The organism is Ruegeria sp. F11, assembly GCF_056533855.1.
Genome location: NZ_JBQFOW010000004.1, coordinates 261,121 through 281,235, shown reverse-complemented (window position 1 = coordinate 281,235; position 20,115 = coordinate 261,121). Strand labels below are relative to the sequence as shown.

Sequence of the window (20,115 nt, the reverse complement as noted above, 5' to 3'; positions counted from 1 at the left end):
AATGAGCGGCGCGTTATCGTTGTATGTGGGTTCGCATGGTGTGCGTCGAGACTGCCTTAAGCAATTTTGTCCCGTAGTGCTTCCTTCTAGTTTAACGAAAGAACCACATCATCAAACCGCTGTGTCAAACCCCCCACACTGTACGATGTTGCAAGACTATCGGACATAGACATTATGGAACCGTCGCAACCCGCGCCACGGGCCTTACCGATACCCATGATGATGGGGCTATGCCCTGTTTCCCAGACGCACGAGATATTCCCTAAGTGACTGAAACGCCGTGTACAGCACCGGGATCATCAGCAGGCCAAGTGTACTGTCAACGATCATTCCAAACAGGACCGGATAACCGATAGACGTCCGGGCTGCAGCACCGGCCCCACTGGCCAGGACCAGCGGCAGAACACCGATGATAAAGCACAGACCTGTCATGGTGACAGGGCGAAAGCGGATCTCAGCAGCTTTCAGGGCTGCGTCCTTGATGCTGACCCCGGACAGACGTTCCTGGTTTGCAAATTCAACAACCATAATGGCTTTCTTGGCCGCAAGACCGATCAGCAGAACCATCCCGACCTGCGCAAAGATGTTGCTGGTCAGAAACGGATAGAACGCCAGTGGAATAAGCGCGCCCAGCAAGGCAAAGACGGCTGAGGTGATGATCGCGAAAGGCAGGACCCAGCTTTCATACAGCACCACCAGAAACAGATAAGCCAGGATCAGCGCCGACAGCATGATATAGGGCACCAGGTTTTTCGACTTCACTTCTTGCTGGGTTACGCCGGACCATTCTATCCGAAAACCGTCCGGCAGCGTTTGGTCTGCAATCCGCTGCACAGCTTCAATCCCCGCGCCCGAACTGACATTATCCGCCAGTTGCGCACTGACCGAGGCCGCCGTTATGAGGTTGTAACGTGGGATGGAGTCCGGCGCCAGAACCGGCTCACTACTGACAAAGTTGCGCAGGGGCAACGACTCACCGGCGGTGTTTTTGACATAGATGTTGTCTACAGCGCTCAACGTCTGCCGAAACTGTGCGTCTGCAGAGATGATGACCCAATAGACCCGCTCGGACAGAATGAAATTATCGACGAAGTAGGAACTGAGGTTGGCCTGCAAGGCGGTGAAGATATCAGAAACACTGACGCCCAGCGTCTCGGCCCGGTCTCGGTCTACCGACAAGCGATATTGCGGTGTCTGACCCGAAAAACTGCCATGCGCGCGGACAAATTCGGGCGCGGCGTTCAGCGCGGTTACGAGTGCATTCATCACGGAGCCCAAATTGCTGCCGTCGTCCTGCTGAAGATCCAGCAATTCGACCGAGATACCTCCGGTCGAGCCCAGCCCGTGAATGGTCGGGAAGGGAAAGACATAGCTTTCGGCCTCGGGCAAAGCAGCCAATTGCCTGTCCAGATTTTTCATGATGGCATGCCACTGCAGATCCGGGCTTGTCCGCTGGTCCCAAGGGGAAAGGGTGACAATCGCCATGCCCGCATTGGACCTGCCCCCGGCCAACATGCTTGCGCCGGATACCGTGGTCACCGTGTCCACGCCGGGCACTTTTTCTATCACCTCGCCAGCTTTCGACATGAACCTTTGCGTCCGTTGCAATGATGCCCCATCCGGCAATTGCATCGAAGCCAGCAGAACGCCGTTGTCTTCCTGCGGAATCAGGCCAGTGGGAACCGTCTTGAAAAGATAGACGGTTGCTGCGACGCAAGCCGCGAAAACCAGCAGCGACAGAATAATGTAGCGCAACATCAATGCGACAAGACGCATGTACAAACGCCTGATCCACCCAACGGCTGCAGGGACGAACCTTAACGGCCCGATGGGTTTGGTTCCGGATTTCAGAACCATCGCACACAAAACCGGGGCCAGCGTCAGTGCGTTTACGGCGGACAGGACAAAAGCAAAAATAATGGTCGCCGCGAATTGAAAATAGATGGTCCCGGTCACGCCAGGAAAGAAGCAAACCGGCACGAACACCGCAGCCAGAACGAAAGTGGTTGCCACAATCGGCCGGTTCACCTGCGACATCGCTTTCAGCGTGGCCGCGCGCGGTTCCAGATTTTCCTCTTTCAGAATGCGCTCGGCGTTTTCGATGATGATGATTGCATCATCCACAACCAGGGTGATCGCCAGCACCAGCGCAAACAAAGTGATCATGTTGGCGCTGAATCCAATGGCATAGATTAGTGCAACCGCCCCCAGCAGAGACACCGGAACCGCGATTGCGGGCACAAGGGTTGCGCGAAAACTGGCCAGAAAGAAGAAGGTCACTGCAATCACCAGACCGGCGGTCAGCGCGAGCGTCCTGAGGATATCCGCGATTGATACCCTGACGGCGTCCGTAACGTCATAGGTGATCTTGTAGGAAACGCCCTGCGGGAACTTTGGCGACATCTCTTGCAGCAACGCTTGGATGCGGTCCGAGATTTCCAGCGCATTGGCCGTGCTTTCCTGATGCACGGCAATCGCTGCAGTGTCCTGACCGTTCAACTGGGACGATCCTGAATAGGTGGCCGATCCCAGTTCGATCCGGGCCACATCCTCAAGCCGCGTGACCGATCCGTTGTCGCCGGTCGCGATTATAATCCGTCCGAACGCCTCGGCATCGCGCAGCAGACCCTCGGCGCGCAACTTGAACTGAAAGTCTGTGCGCGCGTCCCCAAACGGAGGGGCGCCAACCTGCCCTGCCGCAGCAATCACGTTCTGGTTTCTTATCGCCTCGGCGATTTCGGCCGCCGTGATGTTCAACGCTGCCATGCGTACAGGGTTGATCCAGACCCGCATACTGTATTCCAACTGGCCGAACTGCGAGACGCCGCCAACCCCGGGCAGACGTTGCAGAGGGTCGTGCAGAAAATCGGCAGCGTAATTGCTCAGATACAACTCATCCCGTGATCCATCGGGCGAGGTCAGGTTGATCACCACGATCATATTGCCGGATTGTTTTGTAACTTCGATGCCCTGCTGCAGCACAATCGGCGGCAGTTCCGAGCTTGCCAAAGCGATCCGGTTCTGCACCTCGACCGCGGCAACATTTGGATCTGTACCCAACTCGAACGACACACTCAGGTCATACTGACCATCGTTCGAACTTTTGGACCGCATGTAGAGCATACCCTCGATGCCGTTGACGCGTTCCTCAATGGGCGTTGCAACCGATTCCTGAATGACCTGCGCATCGGCCCCCGGATAGCTGGCGGTTACGTAAATCTGCGTTGGCGTAATATCGGGATATTCTGAAATCGGCATCAACCGGACACATACCGCCCCGAACAACACCATCAGAATCGCGATGACGGCAGCAAAATGCGGTCGGTCTATAAAGTAATGAGAGATCAAGCCCGTTCCTATCCCTGGCTATCAACCGGTTTTACGACCAATCCGTCGTGAATCTTCTGCAAGCCCTGCACAACCACCCGGTCGCCCTCTTTGATCCCTGAGGTGACCTGCGTTGTGGTGGCGGTCTGAAGGCCGATCTCGATATTCTTGCGGTGAACGGTGTTCTTGTCATCGACCGCGAAAACAAAATATCCCTGCTTGTCAAATTGCACCGCGTTACGCGGCACTGTCAGCACCTTGTTGTCATCGGAACCAATAAGGCCAACAGTGACAAGTTGGCCCGGGATCAAAAGACCGTCGGGGTTCGGGAATGTGGCTCTCAATTCAATCGTATCTGTGTCTTGCCCGACCGAGTCACCGACAAAAGTGACCTGGCCTTCCGCAGAGTATCTTTGCCCATCGGCCAGAGTGATCCGGGTTTTCAGCTTGATACCTTGCGGAGTGATCGAACCGTTGCGGCGTTCTTGCAGCAAGACCGGTTCGCTGACAAAAAAGCTGACCAACATCGGATCGATGCTTGTGACCGTCGCCAAAACGCCGCTGTCCGAATTGACGATATTTCCGGCATCCACCGTCGACAATCCGATACGTCCGTCCAAAGGGCTGACTATGTCAGTATAATCCAGATTGATCCGGGCAATGTTCAGATTGGCCTCAGCCTCATCAACCGCAGCTTGACCTTCGGCATAGGTGGCACGTGCCGCGTCCAGGACCGACTGCGAGATGTCGCCTTTCTCAAAAAGGGCCTGCTGTCGTTCCAGTGCCGTCTTGTCGCGTTGCGCTGCGGCTTGCGCGCTTTTTAGCTCCGCCTCGGCTCTGGCCACGCTGGCTTGGTATGTTCGCCTCTCGATCCTGAACAGAACGTCATCCTTGGCCACCATTCCACCTTCGGTGAAATTGACTTCTTCAAGGACGCCTTCAACCCGGGCTTGCAGGTCAACGCTTTGATCGGCAACCACCCGACCCACGAAATCGTCCTGCTTTTTGATATCCTGCATCGCAGCAGACGCCACGATCACGCTGGGGGGGGAAGACGTTTGTGACTGCGCGACGGCCATGCCCGCAATTGCTGTTGCGGCGAGGATGCAAAGCAGCCAGCCGGTCCGTTTCATCCAGTACGCGACGCTCTGTGCATAAGGTTTCATGGGATCACTATTTACGCCGCGCTGCAACGGCGCAACGTTAATGTGGCTGTTGTCCTTGCACGGCTTGCGCTAGGGTTGAAAGCCTGTCGTGCGAAAGCTGCGCGGCGGCAATCGTACGAGCCTGACCAGACTGACAACCTTCAAAAGGGAATGAGGCGCATATGACAACCCTCTATCACGCGCCGCTCACATGCTCATTGGCGGCCCGGTTCGCCGCAGCTGAAGGGGCAGTTGATCTGAATCTTGCGCTGGTGAACCTGACCACCAAAAAAACACAGGCCGGAGGCTCGCTGTACGATATAAATCCGCTGGGTCAGGTTGCCGTTCTGCAGCTTGAGGACGGCACGAAACTGACCGAAACCTCGACCGTCCTAACTTGGATTCAATCGCAGTCCACCAACCCAGGCTTCCGGATCGCGCCGTCTGATCCCGCCTATTTCCAGATGCTGCGCTGGTTGGCCTTTTGCGCGACCGAACTGCACAAGGGTCTGTTTCGCGTCGTCTTTTATCAAGAAGCAACGAACGAGGTGAAAGACCGTGTACGGGGCCTGATGCCGTCGCGCTTTGAGCTGCTGGATAGCTATCTGACGGACCGGAACTATCTTCTGGGCGACAGGTTTTCAGCCGCCGATGCCTATCTGGCCTGGTTCTTTGTCCTGTCCGGTTATGCGCAGGTCGATCACACCAAGTTCCCGAATCTCGACGCTTATCGCGAGCGTGTTTTGGGACGGCGCGCCATTGGGGCTTTGATCGACGAAGACAGGCAGTTGGATCGAGATATATGTCAGAACCTTTTTGCGGCGTAACCTGAAGCCGGGCGCAGTGTCTTAGACTGTGTTGCAATCGCCAATGTAACAAAATCCGTGCTATGTTTCGCAAAATCGGCTCGGGTGCCTGTTTCACAAGCGGTACAGATCGCTTCACCTAACAGTTGCGTGAGATTTCAACGCTATGGCAAACTAGGCTTTGCTCTCTGGGCTGTCTCAATTCAATACTGAGCCACCTGTCCCTACTTGCGGAGCTTTGATGCGAATTAGCGTAGGCATCGCCGTATCAATACTGGTTGCCATTTCCATCGGCGTATCAACCATTATTGTCCATTCCCTGTGGTGGACAACAGCGCGCGACAACAGCCGCATGCTTGCGGCTGAAATCAACAGCCAAATTGCGAACACGGTCCGCATCGAAGTGGGCGTAACGCTCCGATCAGCCGAGGCCGCCTGGGCCGCCGTGCGTACGATCTTTGTCCAGAACGTCATCGCGACGCGGCAAGCCGACAAGCGAGAGTTCGTGTTTTTGTCGCAATTGCAGGCGCAACCAAATATTTCGTGGATTTTCTTCGGCTGGCCGGATGGGAATTTTTTCGCGTCGCACCGTTTGGGCGATGGCGGGCTTGAGATGATCGAAATCGACAAGAATATCCGCGACCGGCAGTTGCGAAAGGATCGCTACATATTCATTCCCGGTGACATCCAGTTCGAAGAGCGGAGTTTTACCGAAACAACTTATGACCCGCGCGAACATGCCTGGTTTGAGAACTTCATGGGCCTCGAATCCACAGGCTGGATCGAAGCGCGCGACCTGCCGGGAAGCGAAAAGACTGTCTACACATATGCCGGTCCCATAGATGTCAACCGAAGGCGGCAAGGCGTTCTTGCGGTTGCGATCGAAACCGACCGCCTCTCGCGCTTTCTGGCGACCCTTGCGCCGGGCGAATTCGGGGCCGCATTCATCCTGGACGCCGATGGCAAAGTGATTGCCGTACCGGATGCCCAGGCGGATGAGGTTACACCGGCCCGTATGGGCGAAGGCGAACTTTATGAGGTCGCCATGATCGCAGGGGAAAACCTGCTGGGTGCCCCCGGCACGAACGCACCGGGCACTTTGACAAATCGCGTCGTCATCGACGGCGTGCCTTACGCCGTGGCCCTGACACCTTTGGGGTTCTATGGCTGGCGCGTCGCCACAGTCATTCCAGAATCCGCCTTTCTGTCCGGCATCGACAAGACCCTGATCAACCTGCTCTATATTTTGATCGGAGTGGTTGTGGTCGCGACCGGAATGGCAATCTGGCTGGTCCGCAAAGTCATCGCACAGCCGCTGGCATACATTGCCGAAGACCTGAGCAAAATCGAGCGTTTTGATGTTGAGCGCATATCGCGCAGGCCCTCGAAACTGTCCGAACTTGCCAACCTCTCTGCCGCGACCGCGAGCATGGCTGCGGGTCTGTCGGCTTTTCGAAAGTATGTGCCCACTGATCTGGTGCGCATGCTGGTCGCCGAGGGCATCAAGACCCAGCCGGGCGGAGACATGAAACAGATTTCCGTGTTGTTCTGCGATGTCACCGGATTCACCGGACTGTCCGAGAAACTTGGCCCGAAGATTGTCCAGCTTATGGAGCCTTTTTTCAACGAAGCGTCCGAAGCCATCGCGCAGAACGGTGGAACGATCGACAAATTCATGGGTGACGCTGTGATGGCGTTTTGGGGTGCGCCGCGCAAAGATGTCGACCACGCCCAAAACGCCTGCCGCGCTGCGCTCGACCTTGTCGCCGCCGTGAAAGAGGCCGGGATCAAAGACGACGATGGCAATCCCCTGCATGTCAGGATCGGACTGAACAGCGGCGAGGCGCTGGTTGGCAATATCGGGTCAGAGCAACGGTTGAACTACACAGCGATCGGCGATGTGGTCAACGTGGCCAGCCGGTTGGAAGGGGCCAACAAGGACTATGGCACGCTGATTCTGATTGGCCCGGAAACTAGACGCCAGGCGGCCGATAAAATCGTCGCGCGCGAGTTGGATACGCTAACGGTATTCGGGCGCACCGAAGAATTGGTGGTATATGAACTGGTTGCGATGGCGGATGGTTTCCACGGGTCGCTGGACTGGATTCAGAGCTACGAACAAGGCCTTGCACACTACCGGGCCGGTCGTTTCGACAAGGCTATTGCCGCATTTGAAGCCGCCGACCGGGCCCGAAACGGTGATCCCGCCTCAGTCGTAATGATGTCTCGCGCCCAGGACCTGTTGGACAGCCCTCCATCAGACAATTGGCACGCGGTCACGAATACAGACAAGAAGCGATAGCTTGGGTTCAGGCGACCCGCGCCTGCGCCACGTGTATTCCGGCACCTAAGAAGGGACCCTGCCCAACGCAGCAATTACGAGATGCGGTTTGCAGTTGACCGAACCGCTGAGGCCGAACGATGGGGTCAACCAGATCGAAACACGTCTTTTGCGTCGCTCTGGCACCATGAAACAAGCTCAGTTCAGGACCCGACCTGCATGGCTTCTGTTTCAATGCTGATATCCACGCGATCGCCGACCAATCCATTGTCGACGGCATAGGTCATGCCAAAATCGCTACGTTGGACAACCGCATCAATTGAAAGACCAAGCACAAAGCGTTTATGCCCGAACGGATAGGCATCCGCCTTGTTCAGCGTCACGTTCAGCGTCACTGGCCGGGTGACCCCCAAAATCGTCAGATCACCAGTAACCGTGCCCGCGTTTTCGGTCTGTGCGGTTCCCGAACTTGCCACAAAGGTGATTTCGGGAAAATTAGGTACGTTCAGAAAATCCTTGTTCTTTACGTGCCCATTGCGCGCATCGTGAAAGGTATCGACGCTGTTGGCATCAATTGACACGCGCACATTCGCCAGCTCCTGAGTCTCGGCATCATAGTCGAACGTACCCTCGACCGTGCCGAAAACACCCAGTGTCTTGGCATATCCGACGTGATCCACAGTAAAGAACACCGTGGTGTGATCGGGGTCCAGTTCGTAACTGGCCATTTCGGCAGCAGCAGCAAGTGGAGTGGTTGCGATCAGAAATCCCAAAGCAAGATTGCGCATGGCTGGCCCCTTACAGGTCGTTGAACTAAGTGACTGTGTCGAAACTCTGATATAGTCCGCAAACCGCGCCGATAAAGCAAACACCATGAGCCCGACCCGATTGATCTGCGCAACATGGAATATTCACCGCGCCAAAGGGGGCGACGGGCTTGTCGATCCTGACCGTATCCATCAGGCCATTGCCCAAGATCTGGCTCCGCTCGGGCTGGATGTTTTGGCGTTGCAAGAAGCCGATGGTGAATGCCGCCCGCATGCGCGCACTCTGAACATGGACCGGATCACAGCCGACACCGGCTTGTCGTACCAGAACCGGGAGCCGAGGATGCGGTGGGGGCCCGAAAGCGACGGTTTTTTAGGGACAATCCTGTTTCTAAACCCGCGATACGAGGTAACCCATAGGGACGTTCTTGATCTTCCAGGTCATTGTCATCGCGGTGCCGTGGTTGTCGAGGCACGGTGTGACGGCATTCCGGTCCGCATCCTTTCGACCCATTTGTCCCTGTTTCAACCTTTGCGGATCATACAGATGCGTATCATCGGGCAATACCTGCGCCGCCGCCCCAAAATGAAAAACATTTTGCTGGGGGATTTCAACGAATGGCGACCCTGGGGTGGTTTGATGTTTCATCCGCGCCTTGTCGGGCAGCCCTTTTGGGGACCAGCGCGCGCCACCTTCCCGGCAAAACGCCCCACCCTGCCGCTGGACCGGATTCTAACGGATCGTCAGGATGCGATATCCAACGCCGCGGCCTGCAACACATCAAATCTGCGCATGGCGTCCGACCATTTGCCCTTGATTGCCAAGGTAACGGTTTCGTGATCACCTGAATAATCGAGCGCACCGGTTGTTATTACATTAGCCACATCAAAAACCCGCGCTAGTTTACAAGAAGTTATGTCAGTCCGATCCAAAGCCCAAACTCAATACTCCGCGACAAAGGCGCATCACTTCGACGGCCCGCTGTCCCCCCTGTTCGTCTTTGCAGGTCAGACTGTTCTGATCGCTCTGGGGCTGGCGCTTGTCGCCATGTGGATTTTGCCATCAGCGCTGTGGGCTCTGGCAGCCTTCTTTGCAGCGTCGGCGGCGGCCGGTTGGGGTCTTGCCAATCGATATCCCTATGATGTGCTGGGATTGTGCAACACCGTCACGCTGTTTCGGGTCGCTCTGGTCGCTTTGTTGTTCGGCATCTTGTTTGCACCGGATGCTGTCCCTGTTTGGCTGGTCTTCTGCATCGGCGTGATTGCGTTTGCGATGGACGGGCTGGACGGATGGCTTGCGCGCCGCTCAGGGCTGCAATCGGATTTCGGCGCGCGGTTCGACATGGAAACGGACGCCGCGCTGGGGGCCACTCTGGCGCTTTGGCTGATGCTGTCGGGAACCACGCAGGCCGAGGTGTTGATCCTCGGCTTTGCCCGCTACGCGTTTGTCTTAGCCGGATGGGCACTGCCGAAATTGCGCAGGGATCTTCCGCCTTCGTTCCGGCGCAAGGTCATCTGCGTGGTGCAGATCGCCGCCTTGCTGATACTGGTGTGCCCGCTGACACCGGTCATGCTGATCGCACCGCTATCGATCGGCGCGTCGATTGCGTTGTGCTATTCCTTCGGGGTCGATATCCACTGGCTGCTGCGCCGCGCCTCATGAGGATGTGGCTATCTCTCTGCCTCGGTGCCGGCTTAATCTTTTGCATTCTGGTTCTGCCCAATCACCCCGGAACGATGAACTGGTCTGCCCTGCAGCGCTGGCCGCTGGAATTGCCCGTGATCCTGCTGCTTATGATCACACGGGGCAGGGTCCGGGGTCTGGCGACAGGCCTGGCCCTGCTTCTGGTCGTCGCAACCCTTTTGAAACTGGCGGACTACGCAACATTCACGGCGTATAACCGGACGTTTAATCCGATTGTTGACACGTTCCTTGTCGATGCCGGGTTTGGATTGTTGCAGGACAGTATCGGCCAGCCTCTGGCAATTGCCCTGGCGCTTGTCGCGTGTGTCCTTGTGATCCTTCTTTTCGTCTCGCTGCGGGCGGCGCTGACGGCGTGGAGCTCTCTGCCAACCTCCAGCTGGGTCAAGGCCGCCGCAGCAGCAGGCCTTCTGGTCACGGGCGCGTGGGCCGTGGCCGATACCGGGCATCACCTCAACCAGTGGCGCTTTGAACGCAGCCCACCCGGTACCGCCTGGACCTCACGCCTTGTCTATAAACGAGGCACCGAAATGCGAGCGACTGCGGCGGACCTTGCCCAGTTCCGGAACGATGCGCAATCGGATCCGATGAGACAGGCCCAAGGCTTGCTGGACCGGTTGCAAGGTCGCGATGTGCTGCTCGTGTGGATCGAAAGCTACGGACGCGCTAGCTTCGACAACCCATTGTATTCGGAAACGCATAAGAGAACCCTGCTGCAGGCCGAGGCGGCCCTTGCGCAGACCGGAATGTCCATCAAAAGCGTCTGGCTGACCTCCCCCACGGCGGGCGGCGAAAGCTGGTTGGCACATGGCACGCTGGCCACGGGCTTGTGGGCCTCGGACAACGGTCGGTACAACGCGATGATCGCAAGCGGTCGCAAGTGGTTGTTCCATTACGCGCAGGATGCCGGGTACCGCACGTCAGCGATCATGCCAGCCATCACACTGGCGTGGCCAGAAAGCAGCGCGATGGGGTTCGACCATGTTTTTGCAGCAGCAGACATTCCTTATCAGGGCAAGCGATTCAACTGGGTGACGATGCCCGATCAGTTTACGCTTGCGGCATATCCCGACCTGTTACCCCCTGATCCAAGGCCTGACTTTGTTCAGGTGGCTCTGATCTCGTCACACGCGCCATGGACGCCGGTGCCACATATGGTCCCTTGGAAGGATGTGGGGGATGGAACCGTATTCAACCCGATGGCCGAACAGGGCCCGTCGCCGCGTGAATTGTGGAAGGATCGGGACGCGGTGCGCGACGCCTATCGACGTTCGGTCGACTACAGCCTGCAGGTCGTATTTTCCCACGTCGCCAATCTGGGCCCGCAAGCCCCCCTCGTCATTGTAGCAGGGGATCATCAAGCCGCCGGATTTGTGGCTGGCAGTGACAATCGGGATGTCCCCGTCCACGTGATCGGCCCGCCCGAGGTGCTGTCGCATATCAACCACTGGGGGTGGACAAATGGGATAGTGCCGCAGGCAGACGGACCGGTGCGTCGTATGGATTCCTTCCGGGATGATTTCCTTGCAGCGTTCACCTCTTCTGCCCAACTGGCGGAGGCGGGGCAATGACCGGACGCGTGCTACGGCTACTCGGATCGCTTGCGCTCTTGGGCGGCTTGCTGTGGTACTGCGCGGCCGTAGATGTCTGGTTACGTTTGCGCGATGCCGATCCCGTCTGGATCGCAATTGCCGTTCTGGCGCTCAGTTGCAGCACGTTGTCCATGGCGCGCCGGTGGCAGATCACGGCGCACGCCCTTGCGTTGGACATCAGCTACTTTAGAGCGCTGAGGGAGTACTATATTTCCCTGCTCGCCAACTCGATCCTGCCCGGCGGTGTTGTCGGAGATGTCAGCCGCGCCATTCGAGCGCGACACCACGGCGACTTGAAACGCGCCGCCCAATCCGTGCTGGCGGAACGGCTTCTGGGGCAGACTGCCCTGCTGATGATCCTCGTCGTCGGCCTGAGCGCCGCGCTAATCTTGCCCGGGGGAATTCAGTGGCCCAATGCCACAGGATGGATTCTGGGCGCCGGCCTGATCCTTGCGACAAGCGCCATCGTGTGGTTTGCAAAGGCAAGAGTGACCGCAAGATTCACACGATTCAGCCTTGGCCTTTTGGCCCGGCCAGATATCGTGTTACATGCGGTGACGGCGACTGCCCTGTTGATCTTTGGCCTTTATGCCTGTGCGCGGGCGATCGGCACCGTATTACCCCTTGAGGCCTGTTTTACGATCCTGCCTCTGGTCCTTTGCGCGATGCTCATCCCGCTCTCAATCGCGGGGTGGGGGTGGAGAGAAGGCGCCGCGGCTGCCCTCTTGCCATTGGCGGGCGCTTCGGCCGAGGCCGGGATCGCCATGGGCATCTGCTACGGTGCGGTCATGCTACTGGCCGCTTTCCCCGCCTTTGGTTTTATGTTCGTTCGAACAGAGTCTTCTTTAGAAACCAGATCATTGGAAAAAGCATAATGAACGCAGTTTTTGCGATACCCGGAGACAAGGATCAGCGCACCGGAGGTTATATCTATGACGCAACGGTGCTGGCTTTGCTGAACAAGACCGGATGTGCGACCAAACATCTGCAATTGCCTGGCAGCTTTCCGGACGCACCGCCCGGGGATATGGAAACCGCTTTGGATGCTCTGCAATCCGTTCCGGGCTCTGCCCCGATCATCGTAGATGGCCTGGCTCTGGGCGCGATGCCCCCCGACGGGGTTGCCAACATCGACGCGCCGGTCATCGCGCTTGTTCACCATCCGCTTGGCCTTGAAACCGGTGTGCCCCCGGCACGGGCGGCGGAGTTGATCCGCAATGAGGCTGCCGTTCTGCAGCATACCGCGCATGTCATCGTGACCAGCACCCATATCGCTCGGACGCTTTCGGCTGATTTCGGGGTCTCTTCGGATCGCATAACTGTGGCCCATCCCGGCTTCAACCGTCCACAGACCATACCCGCGCCCGTTTCACCGCCTCTTATCCTGAGCGTTGGATTGCTGGCCCTGCGCAAAGGGCATGACGTGCTGATCGCGGCGTTGGAGCAAATTGCCGATCTGCCCTGGCAAGCTGAAATCATAGGCCGACCACAAGATCCTGACTACACGGCTGCTTTGCGGGAACGGATCAACAACGCAGACCTCGGGCACCGTGTCCATCTGGCGGGCGAAGTGGATGCCGCCGCGATCGAGGGTGCCTATCGGCGCGCCAGTATCTTTGCCTTGGCCACGCGGTACGAAGGCTACGGAATGGTCCTGAGCGAGGCGATGTTGCACGGGTTGCCCGTAGTCTCCTGCGCGGTTGGTGCAGTTCCGGACACGGTTGGCGATGCGGGTTGTCTGGTGCCCCCGGACCGACCCGAAGCCTTTGCCGCAGAATTACGCAACCTTCTGGAACATCCCGATCTACTGGCTCAGGCTGCGCGGGCCTCGGAACAGAGGGCCGCGAAGTTGCCGACCTGGCATGACACCACGCAGGCTTTCATAGATGTGATCACAAAGGTTGCCCGATGAGTCGCCCTTTTACACTCCCATTCCCCTGCAATGAACTGGAACGCTTATGTTTGCCGTCGAAGTCCGCGACCACGTGATGATCGCACATTCCCTGCCCTCACCCGTTTTTGGCCCTGCCCAGGGGGTTCACGGGGCCACATTTGTTGTGGATGCGGCCTTTTACACCGAAGATCTGGATGAAAACGGGTTGGTCGTTGATATCGGTCTGGCCACCGAAGCCCTGGCACAGACCCTGGCCCCCCTGCGCTACGCCAATCTGGACGACGTGCCTGCGTTCAAGGGGAAAATCACCACGACGGAATTCCTGTGCCACCACATCTGGGATCAGCTCAGAACTGTCGCCAAAACCAGCGGGCTTGGTGACAATGGCCGTGTCCGGCGAATCCGGGTCCAACTGCACGAAAGCCATGTGGCACGTGGATGGTATGAAGCAGACATCTGAGACCCTTTTCCAACCGGATTGGCTGAGCCTGCGGGAACCGGTCGATCACGCAGCGCGCGCGCCGGGATTGTTGGCGCAGGCCGCCGCCTGCGTAGATGGCGGGATGACGATCCTTGATCTGGGTAGCGGCACCGGTTCAACTGCGCGGGCCTTTGCGGCCGCCGGGTTCCCGGATTTGCACTGGCGGTTCTTTGACAATGATCCGGCCCTGCTGGGCATCGCCAATGCCCGCCATCCCAAGGCAGAGTGTGTTCTGGGCGACCTGCGCCATGCTGGCGATCTGCCCCTTGACGGGGTGGGGCTGATTACAGCATCGGCCCTGTTCGACCTTATGCCGGAAGACTGGGTCGACGCGCTGATGACACAGGCGTTCAGCGCAGGGATACCGATTTACACCGCCCTCAACTATAACGGCATCATGCGTTGGTCCCCCAGCGACCTGCGCGACGATGCCATTACCCAGGCGTTCAACCGACATCAGAAGAAAGACAAAGGCATGGGCCCGGCTCTCGGCCCGGACGCGGGTTCAAAATTTACCCAACTGTGCCAGGAAAGGGGCTGCGATGTCATTTCAGCCGACAGCCCGTGGCGGCTCGGGGTGGAAGAAACAGCCCTCCACCACATGCTGTTGACCGGAATTGGGCGCGCCGCGCACGAAGCAGGTGCCATGCAAGCGCCGGGATGGTGCCGGGACAGGCAAAACGCCGTCTCTGACACCGAGGGGATAATTGGCCATTCCGACCACTTGGCAATCCCGAAGCGAAAGACCCGTCAAAGCGCAGCAGAACCCGGAGGCCCCGATGCACGACGTTGACGTAACCGCCAGGGTTTGGGACCGCATTCTCGCCGTGCGGGCGGGTCAGGGCTGTTTGTGCGGACCGGACTGGACCGAGGGCGAAAAGCGGGCCATCGCGCTTTATGGTGCATTGGCGCAGCCGCAAGGATCAGGCCAGGTGGTAGCGCAGATCGGGCAGTCTTTGGACGGACGCATTGCGACTGTTTCGGGGGACGCCAAAGATATCTCGGGGCGTGACGGCCTTTTGCACCTGCATCGGCTACGCGCGTTGTCCGATGCGGTTGTGATTGGCGTGAAAACAGCGCTTCATGACAATCCGCGCCTGACGGTCCGCATGGTAAAGGGGCAAAACCCGGTTCGCGTGATCATTGACCCAAACGGGCGCATGCCCACCGACCTTGGCCTGATGCAGGACCACACCGCACGCTGCATCGTCATCCAATCCGTGGATGTGCCACGCCCGGACCATATCGAGGTGATCAAGCTGCCGCGAACCCGCTGGATTTCACCTGAACAGATTCTTGAAGCATTGCGTCAACGCGGGTTGAACCGGATTCTGGTCGAAGGTGGCGGGATAACGATTGCGCAATTCCTCCAGGCCGGCTTTCTGACCCGGCTGCACGTCGCGGTTGCGCCGTTGTTGATCGGCGCTGGCCCACAAGGGTTGACCACGTCGCCGGTCGCAAGTCTGGCGCAAGCGCTGCGCCCCAAAACGGATGCCTATGGTCTTGGCACGGATGTGCTGTTTGACTGCACGCTTGAACCTGCACTTGTGCAAGAAATGTCGTATCCTCTTCCATGTCGCACAGCAGCCCATGCGCCCTGACGTTCCTTTGCCTACGGACCCTGACACCCGCCAAACCAAATCTGGACAATGACAGCCGATACAAACCCAACCGCCAGAGCTTTTTGGATCACTCAAGCTGAAATCGCTGAATTCCGGGACGTGGCTGTAACAGAACAGCCGGACCACATACTGGTCAAAACACTGTACTCAGGCATCAGCCGGGGCACGGAACGTCTGGTGTACCGGGGGCAGGTTCCGCCGAGCGTTTTTGACACCATGCGCGCACCGTTTCAGGAGGGCAGCTTCGCATTCCCGATCAAATACGGCTATGCAGCGGTTGGAACCGTGCAATCCGGTCCACGGGCGGGTGAGGTCGTTTTTGTTCTGCATCCTCATCAAACTCAGTTCAGCGTACCTTCGCACTCAGCTGTCACGGTCAGCCCCGACATCCCGCCCGCCCGCGCCATTTTGGCGGCCAATATGGAAACAGCGTTGAACATTGTTTGGGATGCGGGCGTGTCTGCTGGAAGCAGGGTCACCATTGTCGGCGGCGGAGTTGTGGGGGCTTTGACCGGGTATCTCTGCGCAAAGATCCCGGGAACCGAGGTCTGCATCGTGGATATCAACCCCGACAAGGCCCTGCTTGCGCAGCAATTTGGCTATAACTTTGCGACCCCGGACGCGGCACCTCGGAACTCGGATGTTGTGATCCATGCTTCCGCGACTTCTGAAGGGCTGGCAACCGCCATAGCCGCCGCAGGGACCGAGGCGACAATCGTAGAAGCCAGTTGGTACGGAAATCGTATAAGCAACGTGCCGTTGGGTGCCCAGTTTCATCAGGAAAGATTGCGGATCGTCAGCAGTCAGGTGGGGCGCATCCCCGCGCATATGGCCGCACGCTGGGATCACCGCAGGCGATTGAGCAAGGCTATCGCCTTATTGAAAGACCCGGCTCTGGACGCGCTTATTTTAGGTGAAACAGTGTTTGACGATTTGCCGCAAAACTACGGGGCAATACTGGATGACCCATCCACCCTTTGCCACCGGATAAGGTACTCCGGCACGTAACGGTTCTGTCGGAACTGACCGCTGCTTAGTACTTTTAGGCTGGACGGGAGAGGAAATGCGTGGCCTCTTCGTTGGCAGGTAACTCTGCAATCCCACGCGATATTCACGCAGGCTTGCTTTGAAGCACCGTCCGAAATCTGCTGCGCACCTGATGATGGGCTCAGGCCCAGCGACTTCACCAAAACAATGGGATGAAGACGCCCAGAGACCTCAGCGCAACCAAGTGTTGCAACTGTTCGTAAAGACCCTCTGCGCTTGAGTGTCCACCCATACAGTCGAGGAATTTTTCACGTTTCTGCGTCTCCAAGAATGGCTTGGTGATGTTGCCCTTTGGATTGCGCGTAACCCGCTCGACTAACGATCCGTCCACGAGTGCCGCGGTCAGGATACGCGGCAGAAAGTCTTCGAACGCTTCTTCCTCGACTGTGTAGTGAGCCATCTTGATCTGGCCCAGCAGAGGTTCGTCCGCATAGACCTCGATCCCTTCAGGGGTATAATCCGCGACGTACAACCGGCCCGCCCGCACGGCACGCGCGATGCAATAGAACATGGAAAACCCGGCTTGCATTTCGCATTCGGGATGCGGTTCTATTGATTGCAGCGGCCGTAAGTGCGCGCTGACGTTCTGTCGATTGGGAAAAGATACACCAATCCGCGAAGCGTTCCAGAACAGTGCCCATATCAGTTGGGCATGCTGGTCGGGGCCAGCACGGTCTCGACGACCTCGGCAAACCACGCCGCGCCGACGGGCAGGACATCATCGTTGAAATCGTAACGCGGATTGTGCAGCGGCACGGCCTGCTCTCCGGGTTTGGTGGTGCCGATCCGGGCAAAGCAACCGGGGCGCGCTTGTGCCAAAAAGGCGAAATCCTCACCCCCCATTGCCGGTGGCCGCTTCAGCATCACATTCTCGCCGCCAACAACGGCAATCGCGGCATCCATGCCGAAATCAGTCGGCGCGTCCGCGTTGATCACAGGCGGATAGCCGCGTCGGTAATCGACGGCGACCTCGGCCCCCATCGTTGCCGCCGCGTTGCGGGCAACCTCGGAAATCAGCCTTTCAAGCTCGTCCTGAACCTCGGGCGTCAGACTGCGGGCGGTGCCTTGCAGTTCAGCCACCTCGGGGATCACATTGCCTGTGGTGCCTGCATGAAACTGCGTGACCGAGATCACGCCGTTCTCCAACGGATCGATGCGGCGCGAGAGGATCGTCTGCAGAGACAAAGCAACCTGCGCCCCGGCGATCAGGGGATCAACAGTGTGATGCGGGCGCGCGGCGTGACCACCCTTGCCCGTGACCGTGATCGAAAACCGGTCGGACGCGGCCATTGTCGGGCCTTTGACCACACTCATCACACCTTCGGGCAATAGTGGGTCGTTGTGCTGGCCAAACACCATGTCGGCAGGGAACTTTTCGAAGAGGCCCGCCTCAAGCAGGCTTTTGGCCCCGGCCAGCCCTTCCTCGGCGGGTTGAAAGATCGCATGAACCGTGCCCGAGAACCGGCGCGTCTGCGACAGGTATTTCATCGCACCCAACAGCGTTGCGGTATGCCCGTCATGGCCGCAGCCATGCATGACCCCCGGCACGGTCGAGGCCCACGGCGCGTCGCCTTGATCTTCCATCGGCAGCGCGTCCATATCAGCCCGCAAGGCCACCGCGCGGTTGCCGTCGCCTACGCGCAGGGATGCGACAATGCCGGTCTCGGTCAGGCGCTCGAACGGGATGCCCCATTCCGTCAGGTGCCGGGCGACGAAATCCGAGGTCTCGAACTCCTGATACCCCAGCTCGGGGTGGGCATGGAGATGTCGGCGCCAGCTGGTCATTTCACCGGCAAAGGCGGCGATTTCAGAAGGAATAGCCATAAGAGACCTCATGCATTGAAAAGGCCCCGCCCTCTGCCTGCGTCTGGCAGAGGGCAGAGACCCGTGTTTGGGATCAATCGTCCTGAATGGCGGCAAGCGCCTTGTTCATCCGGGCTTTTCTGATCCGCATGATGATCATGATCACCGTCAGGATCAGGATCGTCAGCGAAATCGGGCGCTGGAAGATGATCCAGAGGCCATCGTTGTCCAGCAGCATGGTCTGGCGCACGGCGCGCTCCATACCGCCGCCCAGAAGCAGGGCGATCATGAAGGCGGGGATGTTGTAGTTGTAGCGCCGGAACAGATAGCCAAGTACGCCAAACAGGACCATGATCCAAACGTCGAACAAGGACGATTGAAGCACATAAGCCGACGAGACCGAGATCATCAGGATCAGCGAATAAGTGATCCGCGCAGGCACCGCCAGAATGATCCGTCCGATCATCGGGCTGAACCAGAAGCCCACGACGAAATAGGCGATGATGCAGAACAGACCGGCACTGAACAGCGCATAGATCAGATTGGCGTCTTCGGTGAACACCTGCGGGCCCACTGTGATGCCGTGGATCAGCATCGCACCCGCCAGCAGTGCTGCCTGCGTTGAACCGGGGATCCCAAGCGTCAGCAGCGGGATCAGGTTCGCGCCCGAGGTTGCGTTGTTGGCCGCCTCGGATGCTGCGACGCCTTTGACCTCGCCATCGCCCCATTCATCATCGGGCTTGGCCTGACGTCGCGCCTCGCCGAAGGACAGGAACGACGCAACCGAGGCTCCGATGCCGGGGAACATGCCGACCGAGGCCCCGATGAACATCGACCGCACGATCGTCGGCAGAACCCGCAGATAATCCGCAAGGCCGAACGTGTCGTCGGGTTTGCTGACTTCGTTTTTCTGGTTCTCTTGGTCTTTGTGCGAGGTCGCGCCGAAATCCCGAACGTCAAAGCGGTGGAACACTTCGCCGACCACAAAGATACCGATCAGCGCCGGAACCAGCGGCAGGCCATCCATCAGCGGCAGCTGATCAAAGGTCATGCGCAGGTTGCCCGAGATCGGGTCGAACCCGACCAAGGCCAGAGTGATGCCGAACAAGGTGCTGATGATGCCTTTGATCATCGATTCACCGATGATCGACGAGATCACCACAAAGGCCAGAATATAGATCGTCACCAGCTCGGGCGGGCCGATTTTCACGGCGTAAACGGCAAGATAGGCCGCACCGAAGATCAGCAGACATTCCGAGAAGAAATCGCCCGTGGCCGAGGCCGCCGTGGCCGCACGCAGCGCCTTTACCGGGTAACCCTTCCGCGCCAGCGGATGACCTTCGATCATGGTTGCCGCCGCGGAAGGGGTCCCGGGAGTGTTGAACAGAATTCCGGGGATCGAGCCGCCGAAATCCGATGATTTTGAGATCGTGTACATCAGGATCAACGCGATCAGCGGATCCAGATAGAACGAAAAGGGCAGAAGCAGAGCAACAGCCGTGGTACCGCTGAGGCCGGGCACGGCACCGACGAGAATACCCGCAACCGAGCCGATGATGGCAACAATCACTGCGCTGGGGCTGGTGATGAACGCCGACATACCTTCCAGGAATGGAGACATATTCTAGGTCCTTTTGATCGGTCTTCG

Annotated in this window: 17 protein-coding genes; 11 read left to right on the top strand and 6 right to left on the bottom strand. The window is 58.3% G+C overall.

Going from position 1 to position 20,115, the window contains the following annotated elements; translation table 11 throughout:
* Window positions 1-228 precede the first annotated feature (228 nt).
* Both ACR0NJ_RS07485 and ACR0NJ_RS07480 read right to left on the bottom strand, forming a co-directional pair.
* Entirely contained in the window at window positions 229-3,348 is a 3,120-nt protein-coding gene (locus tag ACR0NJ_RS07485; RefSeq protein WP_480816504.1) for an efflux RND transporter permease subunit, read from the bottom strand.
* Window positions 3,349-3,356: 8 nt separating this feature from the next.
* On the bottom strand, window positions 3,357-4,493 hold the full coding sequence (locus ACR0NJ_RS07480) for an efflux RND transporter periplasmic adaptor subunit (protein ID WP_480816503.1): 1,137 nt from the start codon (window positions 4,491-4,493) through the stop codon (window positions 3,357-3,359).
* Window positions 4,494-4,654: 161 nt separating this feature from the next.
* Between ACR0NJ_RS07480 and ACR0NJ_RS07475 the strand changes: the two genes are divergently transcribed.
* Window positions 4,655-5,299 (top strand): glutathione binding-like protein, encoded by a 645-nt coding sequence (locus ACR0NJ_RS07475; protein ID WP_480816502.1) that lies wholly within the window; start codon window positions 4,655-4,657, stop codon window positions 5,297-5,299.
* Between the two features lie 220 nt (window positions 5,300-5,519).
* Window positions 5,520-7,580 (top strand): adenylate/guanylate cyclase domain-containing protein, encoded by a 2,061-nt coding sequence (locus tag ACR0NJ_RS07470; RefSeq protein ID WP_480816501.1) that lies wholly within the window; start codon window positions 5,520-5,522, stop codon window positions 7,578-7,580.
* A gap of 182 nt (window positions 7,581-7,762) precedes the next feature.
* Here the strand turns inward: ACR0NJ_RS07470 and ACR0NJ_RS07465 are convergent, their stop codons facing one another.
* Window positions 7,763-8,347, bottom strand: coding sequence for a YceI family protein (locus ACR0NJ_RS07465; RefSeq protein ID WP_480816500.1), 585 nt, complete (start codon window positions 8,345-8,347; stop codon window positions 7,763-7,765).
* Between the two features lie 85 nt (window positions 8,348-8,432).
* Here ACR0NJ_RS07465 and ACR0NJ_RS07460 point away from each other — a divergent pair, with 85 nt between their 5' ends.
* The 9 genes from ACR0NJ_RS07460 to ACR0NJ_RS07420 all read left to right on the top strand — a co-directional run bounded on the left by ACR0NJ_RS07460 (window position 8,433) and on the right by ACR0NJ_RS07420 (window position 16,625).
* On the top strand, window positions 8,433-9,167 hold the full coding sequence (locus ACR0NJ_RS07460) for an endonuclease/exonuclease/phosphatase family protein (RefSeq protein WP_480816499.1): 735 nt from the start codon (window positions 8,433-8,435) through the stop codon (window positions 9,165-9,167).
* A gap of 75 nt (window positions 9,168-9,242) precedes the next feature.
* A complete protein-coding gene (locus ACR0NJ_RS07455) occupies window positions 9,243-9,989 on the top strand; it encodes a CDP-alcohol phosphatidyltransferase family protein (protein ID WP_480816498.1) in 747 nt (248 codons plus the stop codon).
* 74 nt (window positions 9,990-10,063) lie between these two features.
* On the top strand, window positions 10,064-11,599 hold the full coding sequence (locus ACR0NJ_RS07450) for a sulfatase-like hydrolase/transferase (RefSeq protein ID WP_480816497.1): 1,536 nt from the start codon (window positions 10,064-10,066) through the stop codon (window positions 11,597-11,599).
* Window positions 11,596-12,495, top strand: a complete 900-nt coding sequence (locus ACR0NJ_RS07445; protein ID WP_480816496.1) for a lysylphosphatidylglycerol synthase transmembrane domain-containing protein — start codon at window positions 11,596-11,598, stop codon at window positions 12,493-12,495. The genes ACR0NJ_RS07450 and ACR0NJ_RS07445 overlap by 4 nt, the downstream gene beginning before the upstream one ends.
* Window positions 12,495-13,532 (top strand): glycosyltransferase family 4 protein, encoded by a 1,038-nt coding sequence (locus ACR0NJ_RS07440; RefSeq protein ID WP_480816495.1) that lies wholly within the window; start codon window positions 12,495-12,497, stop codon window positions 13,530-13,532. The genes ACR0NJ_RS07445 and ACR0NJ_RS07440 overlap by 1 nt, the downstream gene beginning before the upstream one ends.
* 46 nt (window positions 13,533-13,578) lie before the next feature.
* The gene (locus ACR0NJ_RS07435) at window positions 13,579-13,974 is read left to right on the top strand and encodes a 6-pyruvoyl trahydropterin synthase family protein (protein ID WP_480816494.1); all 396 of its coding nucleotides are present in this window, start codon (window positions 13,579-13,581) and stop codon (window positions 13,972-13,974) included.
* Entirely contained in the window at window positions 13,958-14,788 is an 831-nt protein-coding gene (locus ACR0NJ_RS07430) for a class I SAM-dependent methyltransferase (RefSeq protein ID WP_480816493.1), read from the top strand. Before ACR0NJ_RS07435 ends, ACR0NJ_RS07430 begins: the two co-directional genes overlap by 17 nt.
* Window positions 14,775-15,596: a RibD family protein gene (locus ACR0NJ_RS07425; RefSeq protein ID WP_480816492.1), complete on the top strand. Its 822-nt coding sequence runs from the start codon at window positions 14,775-14,777 to the stop codon at window positions 15,594-15,596. Before ACR0NJ_RS07430 ends, ACR0NJ_RS07425 begins: the two co-directional genes overlap by 14 nt.
* 48 nt (window positions 15,597-15,644) lie before the next feature.
* Window positions 15,645-16,625: a zinc-dependent alcohol dehydrogenase gene (locus ACR0NJ_RS07420; RefSeq protein WP_480816491.1), complete on the top strand. Its 981-nt coding sequence runs from the start codon at window positions 15,645-15,647 to the stop codon at window positions 16,623-16,625.
* Between the two features lie 175 nt (window positions 16,626-16,800).
* Here the strand turns inward: ACR0NJ_RS07420 and ACR0NJ_RS07415 are convergent, their stop codons facing one another.
* The 3 genes from ACR0NJ_RS07415 to ACR0NJ_RS07405 all read right to left on the bottom strand — a co-directional run bounded on the left by ACR0NJ_RS07415 (window position 16,801) and on the right by ACR0NJ_RS07405 (window position 20,088).
* Window positions 16,801-17,361 carry a hypothetical protein gene (locus ACR0NJ_RS07415; protein WP_480816490.1) on the bottom strand — a complete coding sequence of 187 codons (561 nt, stop codon included), beginning with the start codon at window positions 17,359-17,361 and terminating at the stop codon, window positions 16,801-16,803.
* Window positions 17,307-18,488, bottom strand: coding sequence for a M20 aminoacylase family protein (locus ACR0NJ_RS07410; RefSeq protein WP_480816489.1), 1,182 nt, complete (start codon window positions 18,486-18,488; stop codon window positions 17,307-17,309). The genes ACR0NJ_RS07415 and ACR0NJ_RS07410 overlap by 55 nt, the downstream gene beginning before the upstream one ends.
* 73 nt (window positions 18,489-18,561) lie before the next feature.
* Window positions 18,562-20,088 carry a tripartite tricarboxylate transporter permease gene (locus ACR0NJ_RS07405; protein ID WP_480816488.1) on the bottom strand — a complete coding sequence of 509 codons (1,527 nt, stop codon included), beginning with the start codon at window positions 20,086-20,088 and terminating at the stop codon, window positions 18,562-18,564.
* Window positions 20,089-20,115 lie beyond the last annotated feature (27 nt).

Excerpts from the sequence above, each read along its gene's own strand:
- ACR0NJ_RS07480 (WP_480816503.1), bottom strand. The coding sequence starts at position 4,493 with ATGAAACCTTATGCACAGAGCGTCGCGTACTGGATGAAACGGACCGGC.
- ACR0NJ_RS07475 (WP_480816502.1), top strand. The coding sequence starts at position 4,655 with ATGACAACCCTCTATCACGCGCCGCTCACATGCTCATTGGCGGCCCGG.
- ACR0NJ_RS07470 (WP_480816501.1), top strand. The coding sequence starts at position 5,520 with ATGCGAATTAGCGTAGGCATCGCCGTATCAATACTGGTTGCCATTTCC.
- ACR0NJ_RS07465 (WP_480816500.1), bottom strand. The coding sequence starts at position 8,347 with ATGCGCAATCTTGCTTTGGGATTTCTGATCGCAACCACTCCACTTGCT.
- ACR0NJ_RS07460 (WP_480816499.1), top strand. The coding sequence starts at position 8,433 with ATGAGCCCGACCCGATTGATCTGCGCAACATGGAATATTCACCGCGCC.
- ACR0NJ_RS07455 (WP_480816498.1), top strand. The coding sequence starts at position 9,243 with ATGTCAGTCCGATCCAAAGCCCAAACTCAATACTCCGCGACAAAGGCG.
- ACR0NJ_RS07450 (WP_480816497.1), top strand. The coding sequence starts at position 10,064 with ATGAACTGGTCTGCCCTGCAGCGCTGGCCGCTGGAATTGCCCGTGATC.
- ACR0NJ_RS07445 (WP_480816496.1), top strand. The coding sequence starts at position 11,596 with ATGACCGGACGCGTGCTACGGCTACTCGGATCGCTTGCGCTCTTGGGC.
- ACR0NJ_RS07440 (WP_480816495.1), top strand. The coding sequence starts at position 12,495 with ATGAACGCAGTTTTTGCGATACCCGGAGACAAGGATCAGCGCACCGGA.
- ACR0NJ_RS07435 (WP_480816494.1), top strand. The coding sequence starts at position 13,579 with ATGTTTGCCGTCGAAGTCCGCGACCACGTGATGATCGCACATTCCCTG.
- ACR0NJ_RS07430 (WP_480816493.1), top strand. The coding sequence starts at position 13,958 with ATGAAGCAGACATCTGAGACCCTTTTCCAACCGGATTGGCTGAGCCTG.
- ACR0NJ_RS07425 (WP_480816492.1), top strand. The coding sequence starts at position 14,775 with ATGCACGACGTTGACGTAACCGCCAGGGTTTGGGACCGCATTCTCGCC.
- ACR0NJ_RS07420 (WP_480816491.1), top strand. The coding sequence starts at position 15,645 with ATGACAGCCGATACAAACCCAACCGCCAGAGCTTTTTGGATCACTCAA.
- ACR0NJ_RS07410 (WP_480816489.1), bottom strand. The coding sequence starts at position 18,488 with ATGGCTATTCCTTCTGAAATCGCCGCCTTTGCCGGTGAAATGACCAGC.
- ACR0NJ_RS07405 (WP_480816488.1), bottom strand. The coding sequence starts at position 20,088 with ATGTCTCCATTCCTGGAAGGTATGTCGGCGTTCATCACCAGCCCCAGC.